At 41.5% G+C, this 15,927-nt stretch carries 15 protein-coding genes and 1 tRNA gene; 13 read left to right on the top strand and 3 right to left on the bottom strand.

Going from position 1 to position 15,927, the window contains the following annotated elements:
* Nucleotides 1-23 precede the first annotated feature (23 nt).
* Nucleotides 24-269 carry a transcriptional regulator gene (locus tag O1D97_RS05530; RefSeq protein ID WP_428981098.1) on the bottom strand — a complete coding sequence of 82 codons (246 nt, stop codon included), beginning with the start codon at nt 267-269 and terminating at the stop codon, nt 24-26.
* Nucleotides 270-392: 123 nt separating this feature from the next.
* Between O1D97_RS05530 and O1D97_RS05535 the strand changes: the two genes are divergently transcribed.
* The 3 genes from O1D97_RS05535 to erpA all read left to right on the top strand — a co-directional run bounded on the left by O1D97_RS05535 (nt 393) and on the right by erpA (nt 3,345).
* The gene (locus O1D97_RS05535; RefSeq protein WP_269123632.1) at nt 393-1,040 is read left to right on the top strand and encodes a LexA family protein; all 648 of its coding nucleotides are present in this window, start codon (nt 393-395) and stop codon (nt 1,038-1,040) included.
* A 256-nt stretch (nt 1,041-1,296) separates the two neighbouring features.
* The gene (locus O1D97_RS05540; RefSeq protein ID WP_269123634.1) at nt 1,297-2,883 is read left to right on the top strand and encodes a peptide chain release factor 3; all 1,587 of its coding nucleotides are present in this window, start codon (nt 1,297-1,299) and stop codon (nt 2,881-2,883) included.
* A gap of 114 nt (nt 2,884-2,997) precedes the next feature.
* On the top strand, nt 2,998-3,345 hold the full coding sequence (gene erpA, locus O1D97_RS05545) for an iron-sulfur cluster insertion protein ErpA (protein WP_269123635.1): 348 nt from the start codon (nt 2,998-3,000) through the stop codon (nt 3,343-3,345).
* 82 nt (nt 3,346-3,427) lie between these two features.
* On the opposite strand, the gene O1D97_RS05550 is transcribed toward erpA, so the two are convergent.
* Nucleotides 3,428-4,276, bottom strand: a complete 849-nt coding sequence (locus O1D97_RS05550) for a hypothetical protein (RefSeq protein ID WP_269123637.1) — start codon at nt 4,274-4,276, stop codon at nt 3,428-3,430.
* A 203-nt stretch (nt 4,277-4,479) separates the two neighbouring features.
* On the bottom strand, nt 4,480-4,782 hold the full coding sequence (locus O1D97_RS05555; RefSeq protein ID WP_191601081.1) for a YhbY family RNA-binding protein: 303 nt from the start codon (nt 4,780-4,782) through the stop codon (nt 4,480-4,482).
* Between the two features lie 99 nt (nt 4,783-4,881).
* Between O1D97_RS05555 and rlmE the strand changes: the two genes are divergently transcribed.
* From rlmE to infB, 10 genes are all read left to right on the top strand, one after another.
* Nucleotides 4,882-5,502, top strand: a complete 621-nt coding sequence (gene rlmE / locus O1D97_RS05560; RefSeq protein ID WP_269123640.1) for a 23S rRNA (uridine(2552)-2'-O)-methyltransferase RlmE — start codon at nt 4,882-4,884, stop codon at nt 5,500-5,502.
* 65 nt (nt 5,503-5,567) lie between these two features.
* Nucleotides 5,568-7,547: an ATP-dependent zinc metalloprotease FtsH gene (ftsH, locus tag O1D97_RS05565; RefSeq protein ID WP_269123641.1), complete on the top strand. Its 1,980-nt coding sequence runs from the start codon at nt 5,568-5,570 to the stop codon at nt 7,545-7,547.
* A gap of 23 nt (nt 7,548-7,570) precedes the next feature.
* Nucleotides 7,571-8,404: a dihydropteroate synthase gene (folP, locus tag O1D97_RS05570; protein ID WP_269123642.1), complete on the top strand. Its 834-nt coding sequence runs from the start codon at nt 7,571-7,573 to the stop codon at nt 8,402-8,404.
* Between the two features lie 2 nt (nt 8,405-8,406).
* A complete protein-coding gene (gene glmM, locus O1D97_RS05575; RefSeq protein WP_269123643.1) occupies nt 8,407-9,747 on the top strand; it encodes a phosphoglucosamine mutase in 1,341 nt (446 codons plus the stop codon).
* 90 nt (nt 9,748-9,837) lie between these two features.
* Nucleotides 9,838-10,590: a triose-phosphate isomerase gene (gene tpiA / locus O1D97_RS05580; protein WP_269123645.1), complete on the top strand. Its 753-nt coding sequence runs from the start codon at nt 9,838-9,840 to the stop codon at nt 10,588-10,590.
* A gap of 4 nt (nt 10,591-10,594) precedes the next feature.
* The gene (gene secG / locus O1D97_RS05585) at nt 10,595-10,957 is read left to right on the top strand and encodes a preprotein translocase subunit SecG (RefSeq protein WP_269123647.1); all 363 of its coding nucleotides are present in this window, start codon (nt 10,595-10,597) and stop codon (nt 10,955-10,957) included.
* Between the two features lie 38 nt (nt 10,958-10,995).
* A tRNA-Leu gene (locus O1D97_RS05590) sits at nt 10,996-11,081 on the top strand.
* A gap of 259 nt (nt 11,082-11,340) precedes the next feature.
* Nucleotides 11,341-11,802, top strand: coding sequence for a ribosome maturation factor RimP (gene rimP / locus O1D97_RS05595; protein WP_269123648.1), 462 nt, complete (start codon nt 11,341-11,343; stop codon nt 11,800-11,802).
* Nucleotides 11,803-11,832: 30 nt separating this feature from the next.
* Entirely contained in the window at nt 11,833-13,323 is a 1,491-nt protein-coding gene (gene nusA, locus O1D97_RS05600) for a transcription termination factor NusA (protein ID WP_269123650.1), read from the top strand.
* A gap of 23 nt (nt 13,324-13,346) precedes the next feature.
* Nucleotides 13,347-15,917 (top strand): translation initiation factor IF-2, encoded by a 2,571-nt coding sequence (gene infB, locus O1D97_RS05605; protein WP_269123653.1) that lies wholly within the window; start codon nt 13,347-13,349, stop codon nt 15,915-15,917.
* Nucleotides 15,918-15,927: the final 10 nt, after the last annotated feature.

Genomic DNA, 15,927 nt, shown 5'->3' on the forward strand with positions numbered 1-15,927 from the left:
CTGACCATTACTTGCCCTTAGTCCTACTGATTACTGACGTTCAGCTCGCTTGAGCATTCGGGATAGATATCTGGTCTTAACTGAGATCGGGTTACCAGTCCTTGCGTAGCTTGTTCTATGGGTAAAACGAATTCAGCAGGAACGCGTCCTGATTTATTTAACCAAAACCAGACGTTTTGCTGTTTTGAGTTGATGGCTCGTGCTAGTGCTGATTGCCCGCCGACCAAGTCAATGGCACGGCGAAGATGTTTTTGTGTCGTGTTAAACACTTCCATACCGTCTCCTGTTACAATAATAACTGTTACAAGATTGAATGTTACAGTTTAAACTGTAAGGTGGTCAACAGTTAAAATTGTTGAAAGGCTACAGTTTTATTTGTAGAATAAAAGCTTATGAAAACTTTATCTGAACGACTAAATCATGCCTTGCAGCTTACTGGAGTGACTCAGTCTGAGTTGGCTCGTCGCATTGGCATAAAACAGCAGTCGATCAGCCAGATTTGCTCTGGTAAATCGGCTAGGTCTCGTTACACCATGCAGATCGCGGAGGCGCTTCGCGTAAATGCTCATTGGCTCTCCACAGGTGATGGCGAAATTGGATTAGGGGTCGGTAATGTTGAAGTAGGGCCTGACATTAAAGGGAGAATTCCTCTTATTAATTGGGTTCAGGCTGGGGATTGGACTGAAATAGCGGAGGGATTTGCCTTTGAAGATGCAGAAGAGTGGCGTGAAGTCACTGGGAAAGCACACGAAGGTTGTTTCGCACTGCGTGTAAAAGGCGACAGTATGGAAAACCCAAGCGGCAAAAGATCAATACCTGAGGGAGCTGTGATCGTTGTAGATCCTGATGCTCCTTACTCATCTGGTTCATTGGTTGTAGCGCGGCTTGACGATTCAAGAGAAGCAACCTTTAAACAATTAGTCTTGGATGGTGAGCAAAAATATCTGAAGCCTCTTAATCCACAATATCCAGTAATACCGATCAACGGCAACTACTCAATTATAGGCGTTGTTAAACAAGCTATCATCGATTTTTGCTAGCGAATGAATTTGTGGTTTAGCCACAGTTGTTCATGAGCTGAAGAAGCAAAGATTGCAAACAGCTACAACTGAGCATTGGCGCACGCTGAGAGTAAACGGTAACTGATTAGATAACCATTGATTGTTTATAAAGTCAAGATCAGCGAAAATAGCGGCCAATTACGATTAACACGACGGATTTGACAAGCGAAGAACTGAAAAGAGAGTACTTCCAAAAGTGTGTACAAATCCGTGTACAAACTAAAAGAATTTATACATGGCAAACCAAGATTTTCTCAATGAAATCAATAAGCGAAGGACCTTTGCTATCATCTCCCACCCGGATGCGGGTAAAACAACCATTACTGAAAAGCTATTATTGTTAGGTCAGTTAATTCAAACCGCTGGCTCGGTGAAAGGTCGTAAAGGGGACAAACACGCTACGTCTGACTGGATGACAATGGAGCAGCAGCGGGGAATTTCCATTACTTCTTCCGTAATGCAGTTTCCCTATAAGGACCGTATTGTTAATTTATTGGATACGCCTGGACACGAAGATTTTTCGGAAGATACCTATAGAACCTTAACTGCGGTAGATTCCGTATTAATGGTGATCGACGGAGCGAAAGGTGTAGAGGATCGTACTATTAAATTGATGGACGTTTGTCGTTTACGCGATACGCCTATTCTGACCTTTATTAATAAGATGGACCGAGATATTCGTGATCCAATTGAATTATTAGATGAAGTCGAAGATGTGTTAAAGATTAGGGCGGCCCCCATTACTTGGCCGATCGGAATGAGTCACTTTTTTAAAGGGGTTTATAACCTTTATACAGATACCATTCATGTTTTTATTCGTGGTCGAGGCCATACGTTAACGGATGACATTCAAATTAAGGGGTTGGACTCAGATGAAGCTCGAGAGCACCTTGGTGACTTGTATGATGATTTTGTGGATGAGATTGATCTAGTTAAAGGTGCGAGTCATGAATTTGATCTAGATGAGTATTTGGCTGGTCGTATTACACCTGTGTTTTTCGGCACTGCGTTGTCGAACTTTGGTATCCGAGAAATGCTAGATGGCTTTGTTCAGTGGGCTCCGGCACCAATGGGACGCGGAACCTTAACGCGTCATGTAGAGTCCAGGGAAGAGGCGTTTTCTGGCTTTATATTTAAAATACAAGCGAATATGGATCCAAAACATCGTGACCGTGTTGCTTTTATGCGTATTTGTTCTGGTTCGTATCGAAAAGGTATGAAAATGCGCCATAACCGCCTTGGTAAAGACGTGAAAGTCACGGATGCGGTCTCCTTTACGGCGGGTGATCGTGATAGCGTTGATGAAGCTTGGTCTGGAGACATTATTGGATTACATAATCATGGGACGATTCAGATAGGGGATACTTTTACTGAAGGTGAAGATTTGAAATTCACAGGTATTCCGCATTTTGCGCCAGAGTTGTATCGTCGTGTACGTTTGACAGACCCGCTAAAAATGAAAGCGTTACAAAAAGGCTTACAACAACTGTCAGAAGAAGGTTCGACTCAGCTGTTTATGCCACAGCGTAACAATGAGCTAATTGTTGGAGCCGTTGGACAATTGCAATTTGAAGTCGTGTCCTACCGTCTAAAAGACGAATATAAAGTAGAATGTATTTATGAAGCCGTTAACGTCAATACGGCCCGCTGGGTTGAGTGTGACGACCCTAAAAAGTTTGAAGAATTTAAGCGTAAATGCTATGACTATTTAGCGGTGGATGGGGGTGGTCATTTAACCTATTTGGCGCCTACTCGGGTAAACCTAATGATGGCTGAAGAAAAATGGCCTGATGTTCGTTTTAGAGCCACTCGAGAGCATTAGGAATTATCCTGCTAACCCCTGATATTAGTTACAAACTCTATACTTGACTAAATTACTAGGATAAGATTGTCTTATTCTAGTAAAACGGATTAGGTAACGATTGTGGTAGTAGAAATGAGTGACGTGCAATCAGCTGAGCCTTTTGAGTTTACCTCTGCTGCGGCGGCAAAACTCAAAGCATTGATTGAAGAAGAAGAGAACGAAAAACTGATGTTGCGTGTTTACGTTACAGGTGGCGGTTGCTCTGGTTTTCAATATGGCTTTACATTTGATGATGAATTTCAAGAAGACGATACCTCGGTAAAAAAAGATGGTGTCATAATGGTGGTTGATCCATTGAGCTTTCAGTACTTGGTTGGCTCTGAGGTCGATTACAAAGAAAACTTAGAGGGCTCTCGTTTTACGGTGCAAAATCCGAACGCAACGACAACATGTGGTTGTGGCGCGAGCTTTAGTATTTAAACTTTCATTGGTCAATGACGTGTATAAAACCTTAAGGTATTCTTCTTTAAGGTTTTTTTTGCTTTCTTGCTTATCCTTTCTGTCAAATTTCTATATCTAGGTGTGATGAGGTGTTTAATTCTGCTGCGGTTTTCTCTTTGTCATTGAGTATGTACTGGCTTTTTTGGGGCAGAATATTACCAACAAAAACAGCGCCAAAGTGAGAATCTCCTAATATTTGTAAGCGCAGATGATCTTTATATTTCACCCAGATCCTTAATCCACTTGCGGGGAATTCTGTTGATGAAAAAGAGTTTTCTGTTCTTTGGCTAGTTGGTACTTGTAGCGGTGACAGTTGATCGGGTTCTCCATCATCATCAAAGTCAAATGATAATGATTGAGGTAAGGTTGAGAGAAAACGTATGAGGTAAGGGGATGCTATTGGTAAGGATTTTATTTTTTTTTCAGGAGTAGGCCACATGTATTTTTTTGCAAAATGTCGGTTGCAAGTAACACTTAGGTTAAAATCGCATATTTGCTTATCTTTACTTAAAACGGGAATGCTTAGAGCGTAATGCTGTATATCTGACTCTTTAGCAGGGCGTTTTTCTGAATATGTTTCTCTTTGTTGTTTTGCTTCTACCGGTGGTGGCTGAATATTGAGTTGCCATTCATTGTTCATTTCTGGTAATTCATTGATCGCACGTACAGGTAAGTGTTTCCCACACAGTGCATTAATTGCGGTTTGAATTATTAAAACAATAACACTCATATCAGCGGTAAGTGAGTACATACCTTCATCGGTTAAAATGAATTTTCCTTGAAAATTGACCGCCTCACTAAGGTCAACTTCTTCTTTGCTAATCAGTGCTCGTTTCCTATGATCTTGGCTAAGTGAATGTTTTATCTCTTTTCGTGAACGTAATTTGCTAACAGGGTCAATGAAGATCATGGCTCTGTGCTCGTTTTAAATGTCGATATAAAGTTAACGGTCGTAACCGCGGATATTTGAGGAGGATTTTATGCTTGAGGCGGTATTAATTTTAGATGCTTCAAAAAATGGACGAGGAGTATGGCTAAGTGTGTTGTGAGAAAACATTAAAAAGGCTCTATTTAATAAAAAAATAGAGCCTTAAAATGAAAGCGTCTAATTAATTATCTTAATAGATTCGACAATTTTGGGTTCGCTTTTAACGCGGCTCGGTACAGTAATGCTACTTTACCGATCGTTTGTACTATTTCGCATTTCATGATTTTACTGGTTTCCGCAATTAATTCATCACGCATTTCTCGATCGGCTATGCTATAACGTACTTTAATTAGTTCGTGGTCTTCTAACGCTCGGTCGATTTCAGTAAGTACATTTTCTGTTAAGCCATTACCAGCAATCATAACAACTGGATTAAGAGCATGGCCAATTAAGCGATATTGCTTTTTTTGTACGTTTGTTAAACTCATAGTTAAAATTTCTCATATTAGTTGATCCTCTTTATTGGAGGCTTTCGAGGTTACGGGATATTATAGCGGAATATAAACTAATTTAGGTATCATGAAGTAGTGGCAAGATCAAAAAGTAGTGAACGTTGGATGAAAGAACATTTCGACGATCAATATGTTAAGAAGTCCCAGCAAGATGGCTACCGTTCTCGTGCGAGCTTCAAGTTGTTGGAAATTAATGAAAAAGATAAATTAATCAAGCATGGAATGAAGGTGGTTGACCTTGGTGCGGCGCCTGGTGGGTGGTCACAAGTGGTCGCGAAATTAATTGGTGATAGTGGTACTATAGTCGCTTCCGATATATTGGAAATGGCTCCATTGCCCGGAGTTCGCTTTGTACAAGGGGATTTTACCGAGCAGGAAGTCTATGAGGAAATTTTATCTGAGATAGGAGATATGAAAGCCGATCTTGTAATTTCAGATATGGCCCCCAATATGAGTGGTAATACTGCATCAGATCAGCCACAGGCTATGTATCTTGTCGAGTTGGCACTTGAAATGGCAACAATAGTATTACGACCTGGTGGAAACTTTCTTGTGAAAGTTTTTCAAGGGGAAGGATTCGATGACTATTTGAAATCGATGAAGTCAGAATTTGCTAGTGTCATTACTCGTAAACCAGATGCTTCAAGGGCGAGAAGTCGTGAAGTGTATTTACTTGGAAGGCAATACAAAGGTTAATTTAATGTGATCCAGAGATATCTGGGTTTTGATTCTAACCGTTAAGAGGTGTTCTCTTGAACGATATGCTTAAAAATATACTGTTGTGGTTGGTTATAGCGGCTGTGCTATTAACTGTATTTAACAACTTTAATAATACACCTGATACGAATCGCATAACTTATTCTGAGTTTGTGAAAGAAGTGCATGACGGCCGCATCGCCAAAGTTATTGTGGATGGTTATACCATAAGTGGTAGCCGCACTAGTGGGGATACATTTGAAACAGTGCGTCCTGCAGCGGCGGATCCAAAAATTATGGATGACTTGCTAAGTAATAATGTTGTTGTTGAAGGTCGTATGCCTGAGCGGCAAAGTATTTGGTCTCAGCTTTTGGTGGCTGGTTTCCCAATACTGATTATTTTAGCGATTTTTATGTTCTTCATGCGCCAAATGCAAGGCGGTGGAGGCGGTAAAGGTGGTCCAATGGCTTTTGGTAAATCAAAGGCCCGTCTGTTACCTGAAGATCAAATTAAAACAACGTTTGCGGATGTCGCAGGTTGTGATGAAGCAAAAGAGGACACGAAAGAGTTAGTTGACTTTTTGCGTGAGCCAAGCAAATTTCAGCGCTTAGGCGGTAAAATTCCTCGTGGTATCTTAATGTGTGGTCCTCCAGGAACAGGTAAAACCTTGCTTGCAAAGGCCATCGCTGGTGAAGCAAAAGTGCCTTTCTTTACTATTTCTGGTTCAGATTTTGTCGAGATGTTTGTTGGTGTGGGTGCATCTCGTGTGCGTGACATGTTCGAACAAGCTAAAAAGCATGCTCCATGTATCATATTTATTGATGAAATTGACGCTGTTGGTCGCAACCGTGGTTCTGGCATGGGTGGCGGTAATGACGAGCGAGAACAAACGCTAAATCAGCTGCTTGTTGAAATGGATGGTTTTGAAGGTAATGAAGGGGTTATTGTTATTGCCGCAACTAACCGTCCTGATGTATTAGATCCTGCATTGCTTAGACCAGGGCGTTTTGACCGCCAAGTGCAGGTGGGTTTGCCAGACATTCGTGGACGTGAGCAAATTCTAAAGGTGCATTTGCGTAAAGTACCTTGCGATGATGATGTCGAGCCGAAGAATATTGCTCGTGGTACTCCTGGTTTCTCTGGTGCTGAATTAGCGAACCTAGTGAATGAAGCCGCTTTATTTGCTGCACGTTCAAATCGTCGTGTTGTGAATATGGAAATGCTTGAGCTCGCGAAAGATAAGATTCTTATGGGTGCTGAACGTAAGACTATGGTCATGAAAGAAGAAGATAAGTTAAATACGGCTTATCATGAAGCTGGGCATGCCATTGTTGGTTATTTAATGCCTGAACATGATCCTGTTTATAAAGTGACTATTATTCCTCGTGGACGAGCTTTGGGTGTCACTATGTATCTACCTGAAGAAGATAAATACAGCATTAGTAAGCGTGGCTTAGAAGGGCAAGTGTGTAGTCTATATGGTGGTCGTATTGCCGAAGAAATGATTCATGGATTTGATGGCGTTTCTACGGGGGCGTCTAATGATATCGAGCGTGCCACTAGCATAGCTAGAAATATGGTAACTAAATGGGGCTTATCGGAAGCATTAGGTCCATTTGCTTACGAAGAAGATGATAATAGCGGTGGCTTTGTTGCTGCGCCTACAGGTAGTAAAGCTAACTATTTCTCTCCTGAGACGGGGAAGATTATTGATGCTGAAGTGCAAGATATTATTAGTCGTTGCTATGCTAGATCTACCCAGATTCTTGTTGATAACAGGGATAAACTAGATGTGATGGCTGAAGCGCTTATGCAATATGAAACAATAGACGCTAAGCAGATTAAAGAGATTATGGAAGGTAAAAAACCATCACCACCAGAAGGTTGGTCAGAGCCAGCGGATAAAGATTCTGGGGCAGGTGGAGAGTCTTCGGAGTCCGTAAATACAGAAGAGGTCAAAGTGGACGATGCGCCTCGATCTGAGAATACGCCTCCACCAAATGTGGCTAATTTAAATAGACATGACGCTCCAAATGATCGCTAGTTAAAAGGAGTTAAGGTTCTATCATGTCAATGATGTGTTTTGGGGATAAGTCGCTAGACTTATCCCTTCCTCATATTATGGGGATTCTAAATGTTACTCCGGATTCATTTTCTGATGGTGGTATGTTTGTCAATTTCGATAGGGCATTGGCTCACGTTGAATTGATGATAAATGATGGTGCAACCATGATTGATGTTGGTGGTGAATCTACACGACCTGGAGCGGATTTTGTTAGTTTGTCGGAGGAGCTTGATCGCGTTGTTCCCGTTGTCGAGGCAATTAAGGCACGTTTTGATGTTGTTGTTTCAGTGGATACCAGTCAAGCAGAGGTGATGATTGAGTCTGCTTTGGTTGGAGCTGGGCTCATTAATGATGTTCGAGCGCTATCAAAGGATGGGGCGTTAGCTGCAGCAGTAAAAACGCAATTGCCCGTTTGTCTCATGCATATGCAAGGGGCGCCGAATACTATGCAAAAAAATCCTAGGTATGAATCCGTCGTAGAAGAGGTTTTTGGATACTTGAATGATAGGGCTTATGAGTGTATTTCTTCAGGAGTCCTTCCTAATAACATTATACTAGATCCAGGGATTGGTTTCGGTAAAACTAAAGATCATAATTTAATACTTTTGAATCAACTTGATAAGTTGGTTAATCTAAAGTGGCCTGTACTGGTTGGTGCATCACGAAAGACCTTAATAGGTGATGTATTGAATCGACCGGTCGAAGACAGGTTATTTGGTTCATTGGGTATTCATGCATCATCCTTTGAAAGGGGTGCGTCTATTTTTAGAGTACATGATGTTAGGTCTCATGCAGATCTATTGACTATGATGTCTCGAATTAAACAAGAGTTTTAATTATGCGTAAATATTTTGGTACCGACGGTATTCGTGGCCGTGTTGGTGAAGGTGCGATAACTCCTGAGTTTATATTAAAGTTGGGCTGGGCAGCAGGAAAAGTCTTTAAAGATCAAGGCAAAAAAATTGTCATTGGTAAAGACACTCGTATTTCGGGCTATATGTTTGAGTCCGCTTTAGAGGCTGGTATTGTTGCTGCTGGAGTAGATGTTCGTTTGGTTGGTCCTATGCCGACTCCTGCTATTGCATATTTGACTCGGACTTTTCGTGCCAGTGCGGGAATTGTTATCAGTGCCTCGCATAATCCTCACACAGATAATGGGTTTAAGTTCTTTTCTCCTGAAGGGACTAAGTTATCAGATGAGGTAGAGGAGCTAATAGAATACTATCTTGATCAACCTTTAGAGGTTGTTGAATCAAATTTAATTGGTCGGGCAAAGCGTATTGATGATGCAGCTGGTCGTTATATTGAATACTGTAAGGGGACTTTGCCGATAGGGTTGCAGTTGTCCGGTTTGAAACTAGTTGTAGATTGCGCTGATGGCGCAACCTATCATGTTGCGCCGAGGGTTTTCAATGAGCTTGGTGCAGATGTTATTCCATTGGGAATCAGTCCTGATGGTCTGAATATAAATGAGCATAGTGGAGCAACAAAACCAGAATTGTTGCAGCAAAGGGTACTGGCTGAAAAAGCAGATATGGGAATCGCTCTTGATGGTGATGGCGATCGGTTAATTTTGGTAGATAAGCTAGGAAGAGTTCGTGACGGTGATGATGTTCTCTTTATTATAGCGACTCATCTAATGAAAACTGGGCGTTTCAGTGGTGGTGTTGTTGGCACTCTGATGAGTAATTTTGGGCTTGAGTTGGCGTTCTCTAAAGAGGGTATTGGTTTTAGTCGAGCCGCTGTTGGAGATCGTTATGTCAATGAAAAACTGACTCAGCATGGTTGGAGTTTAGGAGGGGAGCCATCAGGTCATATTGTATGTCGCTCAATCACTACTACTGGGGATGGTATTGTCGCCGCGCTACAAGTTCTTCAAGCTATGGTGGAAGAAGGTAAAGGTCTAGACGAGTTATTGGTTGGTTTAACCAAATTTCCGCAAAAGCTAAAAAATATTCGAGTTAAGAAACGTTTTGAACCAACGGATGTCCCGGCATTGCAAAAAGCGATTGCTGTTGCTAATGAAAAGTTAAATGGTTTAGGGCGAGTTCTGTTAAGAGCGTCAGGCACGGAACCGCTCATTAGGGTTATGGTTGAAGGTCGAGATTCTGATGTGGTTGATGAATTAATCGAGTATTTAGTAAATGAAGTTGAAGCGGCAGTCGGTTTAGAGGGATAAATCGTTAACAATTTGAAATGCTGTGAAGTAATGCTTGAAACTCAGCGCTCATTTCCTTAGAATGAGCGCCTCAAATTTAAGGGTGTTGATATGACTCGTAAAAAAATTGTAGCAGGTAACTGGAAAATGAATGGTTCATTAGAGTCTAATGAACAACTTTTGAAGGGTGTGTTTGCCGGAATTGAGTCAGAGAATTCTCTTGTGATTGTTGCTCCACCATTTGCTTACTTATCTCAGGTTAGCGCTATGGTAAAAGGTGCACAAGTATCTTTGGCTGCACAGAATAGTTCGCAATATGCGTCAGGTGCATATACCGGTGAAACATCACTTGGTATGTTGAAAGACCTAGGTGTTGAATATGTGTTAGTTGGGCACTCAGAAAGACGAACTCACTATGGTGAAACGGATGGGATTGTTGCTGAAAAAACAAAGGCAATTATCGAGTCTGGATTGATACCAATTTTATGTATTGGTGAGACGTTAGAAGAAAGGCAATCGGAGCAAACATTGTTAGTCTGTGCAAAACAGATTAATGCAGTGTTAAGCGAAGTAGGTATTTCTAATTTTGAAAAAGTTGTAGTTGCTTACGAACCCGTATGGGCTATTGGTACGGGGTTATCGGCTACAGCTCAGCAGGCTCAGGATGTGCATGAGTTTGTTAGAAAGCACATAGCGACTCAGGATTCTGAAATTGCTAAAAAAGTTCAAATTCTTTATGGTGGAAGTGTTAAAGCCAGTAACAGTGAAGAGCTGTTTGCGATGCCTGATATTGATGGGGCATTAGTTGGTGGCGCATCACTAATAGTTGAAGAGTTTGTTGGTATTATTAAATCCGCAGGTTGATATAATGGAAACTATAATTTTAATTGTTCACGTATTGGCTGCTATTGCGATTGTTGCTCTTGTTCTTCTTCAGCAAGGTAAGGGGGCTGATGCAGGTGCTTCCTTTGGTGGTGGCAGTGGCGCATCTCAAACTGTATTTGGTAGTCAAGGTGGTAGTAGTTTCTTTGGTCGCTTAACTGCATTTTTTGCTTTGGTTTTCTTTTTGACAAGCTTTGCTTTGGCGTTTGTAGCAAGTGAAAAGGCAAATAGTATCTCAGGAGCTGTTGACTTTATTCCTGCGGCAATTGAAGATACTAATTCAGTAGATATTCCTCAGCTTGGTACTGATCAAGTGAGTGAAAGCACTGATTTACCTTCAGTAGATTAGTGTAAGTGTGAACTCTTTGATATGTAAAGAGTTATAGTGCCGATGTGGTGGAATTGGTAGACACGCCACCTTGAGGGGGTGGTGGCCTAAGGCTGTGCCGGTTCGAGTCCGGCCATCGGTACCATTTGTACAATTGATTTTTTTGTGTATAATATCGCACAAGATTATTTGATAGACTTGATTGTTTCAGGTTTACGCTACCTAGGTAAACTGCGATGAATAATCTCAGTGGTTTATTTATGTTTATGACGAAAGTTGATCATTTTTGATTTATTTTCGAATTAAGAGCCCCTATATGGGGTTTTTTATTATCTGTACTGTGAATGAATGGGCCTAGAGCCCGTTTTTTGTTTCTGAATTTAGATTGTTTTCGGAGAAAGTGATTGTCTGGAAAATATACCGTGTTAGAAGATCTGATTCGCCCAGTTGTTGAAGGCTTGGGTTATGAGTTCTGGGGGATGGAGTACCTAGCTCAGGGTAAAGATTCCGTACTAAGAATTTTTATTGAAACAGATCTGGAAAGTGGCATTAGTGTTGATGACTGCGCGAAAGTAAGTCGTCAGGCTAGCTCTATTTTAGATGTTGAAGACCCTATAACAGGAGAGTACAACTTAGAAGTTTCTTCTCCAGGGTTGGATCGACCTCTGTTTAATTTAAGTCAATATGAAAAATATATTGGATCCATTATTTCACTTCGTTTACGTGTTCCATTTGATGGTCGTCGTAAATTTAAGGGGCTATTAACCGCTCTTGAAAATGATGATGTGGTCATTCGTGTTGATCAAGAAGAATACCTTTTGCCTATCGATTTAATTGAAAAAGCAAATTTGGTTCCACAATTTTAATATTTAACTTTTTAAAGAGAGGCTAAAAGAATGAGTAAAGAAATTCTTTTGGTGGTTGAAGCTGTTTCTAATGAAAAAGATGTGCCTAAGCAAGTCATTTTCGAAGCGGTTGAAATTGCCCTAGCAAGTGCGGCAAAGCGCCGTTTTACAGACGAAGTATTGATTCGAGTTTCTATAGATCAGCGTACGGGCGATTATAAAACATTTCGTCAGTGGTCTATTGTGGCTGATGAAGATTATGCTGATCCAGTTAATGAATTGACGATTGATGATATGGAGGAGCGTAATCTTCCAATTTTAATCGGTGAATTCTATGAAGAAGAGATTGAGTCTGAATCTTTTGGACGTATTGCAGCACAAACTGCGAAACAAGTTATCGTACAAAAAGTGCGTGAAGCAGAACGTGCAAAAATGGTTGCTCGTTATGCTGAAAAAGTAGGTCGTCTTGTTCACGGCCAGGTTAAAAAGGTTACGCGTGATAGTTTAATTGTTGATTTAGGTGAAAATGCTGAAGCGGTTATCCCTAAAGACCAATTAATCGGGCGTGAAACTTTCCGTATTAATGATCGTATCCGTGCATTATTACTTGAAATCCGCGATGAAGGTCGTGGTGCTCAATTAGTATTGACTCGAAATCATTCCTCTTTCTTGATAGAGCTTTTCCGATTGGAAGTGCCTGAAGTATCTGAAGAGGTGATTGAAATTCGTGGCGCGGCTCGTGATCCAGGCTTGCGTGCTAAAATTGCTGTAAAAACGAACGATCGCAGAATCGATCCGATCGGTGCCTGTGTTGGTATGCGTGGTGCTCGTGTACAAGCGGTATCGAATGAAATGAATGGTGAGCGTGTTGATATTGTTTTGTGGGATGATAACCCTGCTCAACTGGTTATTAACGCTATGGCGCCAGCAGAAGTAGATTCGATAGTCATTGATGAAGACACTCATTCAATGGACGTTGCTGTTAATGCCGATAATTTGGCTCAAGCCATTGGTCGTAATGGCCAGAACGTACGTTTAGCCTCAACACTCACTGGTTGGACATTAAATGTCATGACGAGTGAAGATGCTGTTGCCAAACAACAAGAAGAGTCGAATAAACTCATTGACCTTTTTGTACAGCATTTGGATATAGATGATGATTTAGCTGAGCAATTGGCTAACGAAGGCTTTGCGACACTAGAAGAAATTGCTTACGTACCAATGGAAGAAATGTTGGATATCGATGACTTTGATGAAGACCTTGTCAACGAGTTGCGTACAAGAGCAAAAGAAGCATTGTTAAATATCGCTCTTCAAGCTGAAGAACAGTTGGATGAAGCAAAACCGGCCGCAGACCTTTTAGAAATGGAAGGTATGGACAATCATTTAGCACTTGTCTTGGCATCAAAAGGTGTAATCACGATGGAAGATTTAGCGGAGCAATCTGTTGATGACTTAATCGATATTGAAGAAATGAGTGAAGAGAGAGCCTCGACACTAATAATGACAGCACGTGCACCTTGGTTTGCTGAATCCGAATAATCTGAGTGGAAAGGGGGAACTTAATGACAGTTCAAACCGTAAAATTACTATCCGAATTGGTCAATACGCCAGTCGAGAAGCTTCTTGCTCAGATGAAGGAAGCTGGTCTTTCTCATTCTAGTGGAGATCAAGAAGTATCTGACACTGAAAAACAGGTATTATTGAACCACTTAAAGCGTTCTCACGGTGATCAGGATGAGGGATCTCAGCGTATTACATTACAACGTAAGAAAACGAGTACGCTAAAAGGCGGCGACAATAAAATCGTTAATGTTGAAGTTCGTAAAAAACGCACCTATGCTAAACGTAGTGAAGGCGATGAAGGTCTTCAACAAGAATTACTAGAAAAACGACAAGCTGAAGAAGCGCGTATTTTAGCAGAAGAACAAGCACGTAAAGAAGCTGAGCTAAAAGCAGAAGCTGAGAAGGCGGCGGCTGAGAAGCTAGAAGCTGAAAAAGCGGCAGCGAAAGAAAAAGCTGAAGCAGAAGAAAAAGCTAGATTAGAAGCAGAAAAATCGAATTCTAAATCTGAAGTAAGTAATGCACCGGAGACGTACATCTCCAAAATAGGAGCGGACGAGCCCGTGGAAACAGTTAAAAAACCTAAGCCAGTATCGAAAAAAGTAAGCGCGCCAGCAGGTGACAATGATTCGGCTTCTAAAGGTAAAAAAGGCGCTGCTAAACAAGATAATAAACCGAAAGGGCGTTACAACTCAGATAACAAACGCTCAAATAAAATTAGCCTTTCTGGGGATGATGAATTCGGTCGTCGCGGCGGTAAATTGAAGCGTAAACGTCCTTCTAAGCAAGAGCATGGCTTCCAAAAACCGACGGCCCCAATTATTCATGAAGTCGCTATTCCTGAAAGCATCACCGTTGCTGATCTTGCCGAGAAAATGTCGGTAAAAGGCGCTGAAGTTATTAAGATTATGTTTAAAATGGGCGCTATGGCGACGATTAACCAAACAATTGATCGTGATACGGCAACCCTTGTTATTGAAGAAATGGGCCATAAAGTAAAATACATCGATGAAAATGCTGTCGAAAATGACATGATTGAAGCGATTGATTACGAAGGTGAGTCAATTAAACGAGCTCCAGTAGTAACGGTAATGGGTCACGTAGACCATGGTAAAACATCATTACTTGATTACATTCGTACTACTCGTGTTGCAGCGGGTGAGTCTGGTGGTATTACACAGCATATTGGTGCATATCACGTTGAAACGCCTCATGGCATGATCAGTTTCTTAGATACTCCAGGACATGCGGCTTTTACAGCAATGCGTGCCCGTGGAGCGAAAGCAACAGACATTGTTATTCTAGTATGTGCTGCGGATGATGGTGTTATGCCTCAAACCGAAGAAGCGATTCAGCATGCTAAAGCGGCTGGCGTTCCAATGGTTGTCGCGATTACTAAGATAGATAAAGATGGTGCGGACATCGATCGTGTCAAAAATGAATTAGTTGCCAAAGAAGTTGTTCCTGAAGAATGGGGCGGCAATATCCAGTTTATTGGTGTGTCAGCGAAAACGGGTGAAGGTATTGAAGCGCTTCTAGAAGCGGTATTGCTTGAATCTGAAGTATTAGAATTAATGGCCGTTCCTAGTTCTCCTGGTAAGGGCGTTGTTGTTGAATCTCGTCTAGATCGTGGACGTGGTTCTGTGGCTACACTATTGGTTCAAAACGGTACTTTACGCAAAGGTGATATTGTTCTTGCTGGCTTGCAAATGGGTCGTGTTCGAGCGTTACTTGACGAAAATGGCAAGCCGATCTCTGAAGCTGGACCGTCTATCCCTGTTGAAATCCTTGGTTTGGACGGAACACCTGAAGCGGGTGAAGAGTTTATTGTTGTTGCTGACGAGCGTAAAGCCCGTGAAGTGGCAAACTTCCGCCAAGGTAAATACCGTGAAGTTCGTTTTGCTCGTCAACATTCTGCCAAACTTGAAAACTTATTCTCAGAAATGGGTAAAGACGAAGTTCGTACGCTTAACGTGGTGATTAAAGCGGATGTGCGTGGTTCTCTTGAAGCATTGATGAAATCTTTGAATGACCTAAGTACAGATGAAGTGCGTGTCAATATTATCTCTAATGGTGTTGGCGGCATCACTGAAACCGATGCTTCGTTGGCATTAGCTTCAGATGCCGTAATCTTCGGTTTTAACGTTCGTGCGGATGCCTCTGCTAAGCAATTTATTGAACGTGAAAGTGTGGACCTTCGCTATTACAGTATCATTTATAACATCATTGATGATGTTAGGTCGGCGTTATCAGGAATGTTATCTCCTGATCTACGTGAAGAAATCTTAGGTACTGCAGAAGTTCGCGATGTATTCCGTTCGCCTAAATTTGGCTTGATTGCGGGCTGTATGGTTCTGGATGGAACCGTATATCGCAGCAAACAAATTCGTGTTCTTCGTGATAACGTTGTTATCTACGAAGGTGAGCTTGAATCATTACGTCGCTTTAAAGATGCCGTAAATGATGTTCGTCAAGGTATGGAATGTGGTATCGGTGTTAAGAACTACAACGATGTTAAAGAAGGCGACAAAATAGAAGTCTTTGAAACCATCGAAGTGGCTCGTACACTTTAATAGGATTAGA

This window comes from Marinomonas phaeophyticola (assembly GCF_026966905.1).
GTDB classification, from domain to species: Bacteria; Pseudomonadota; Gammaproteobacteria; order Pseudomonadales; family Marinomonadaceae; genus Marinomonas; species Marinomonas phaeophyticola.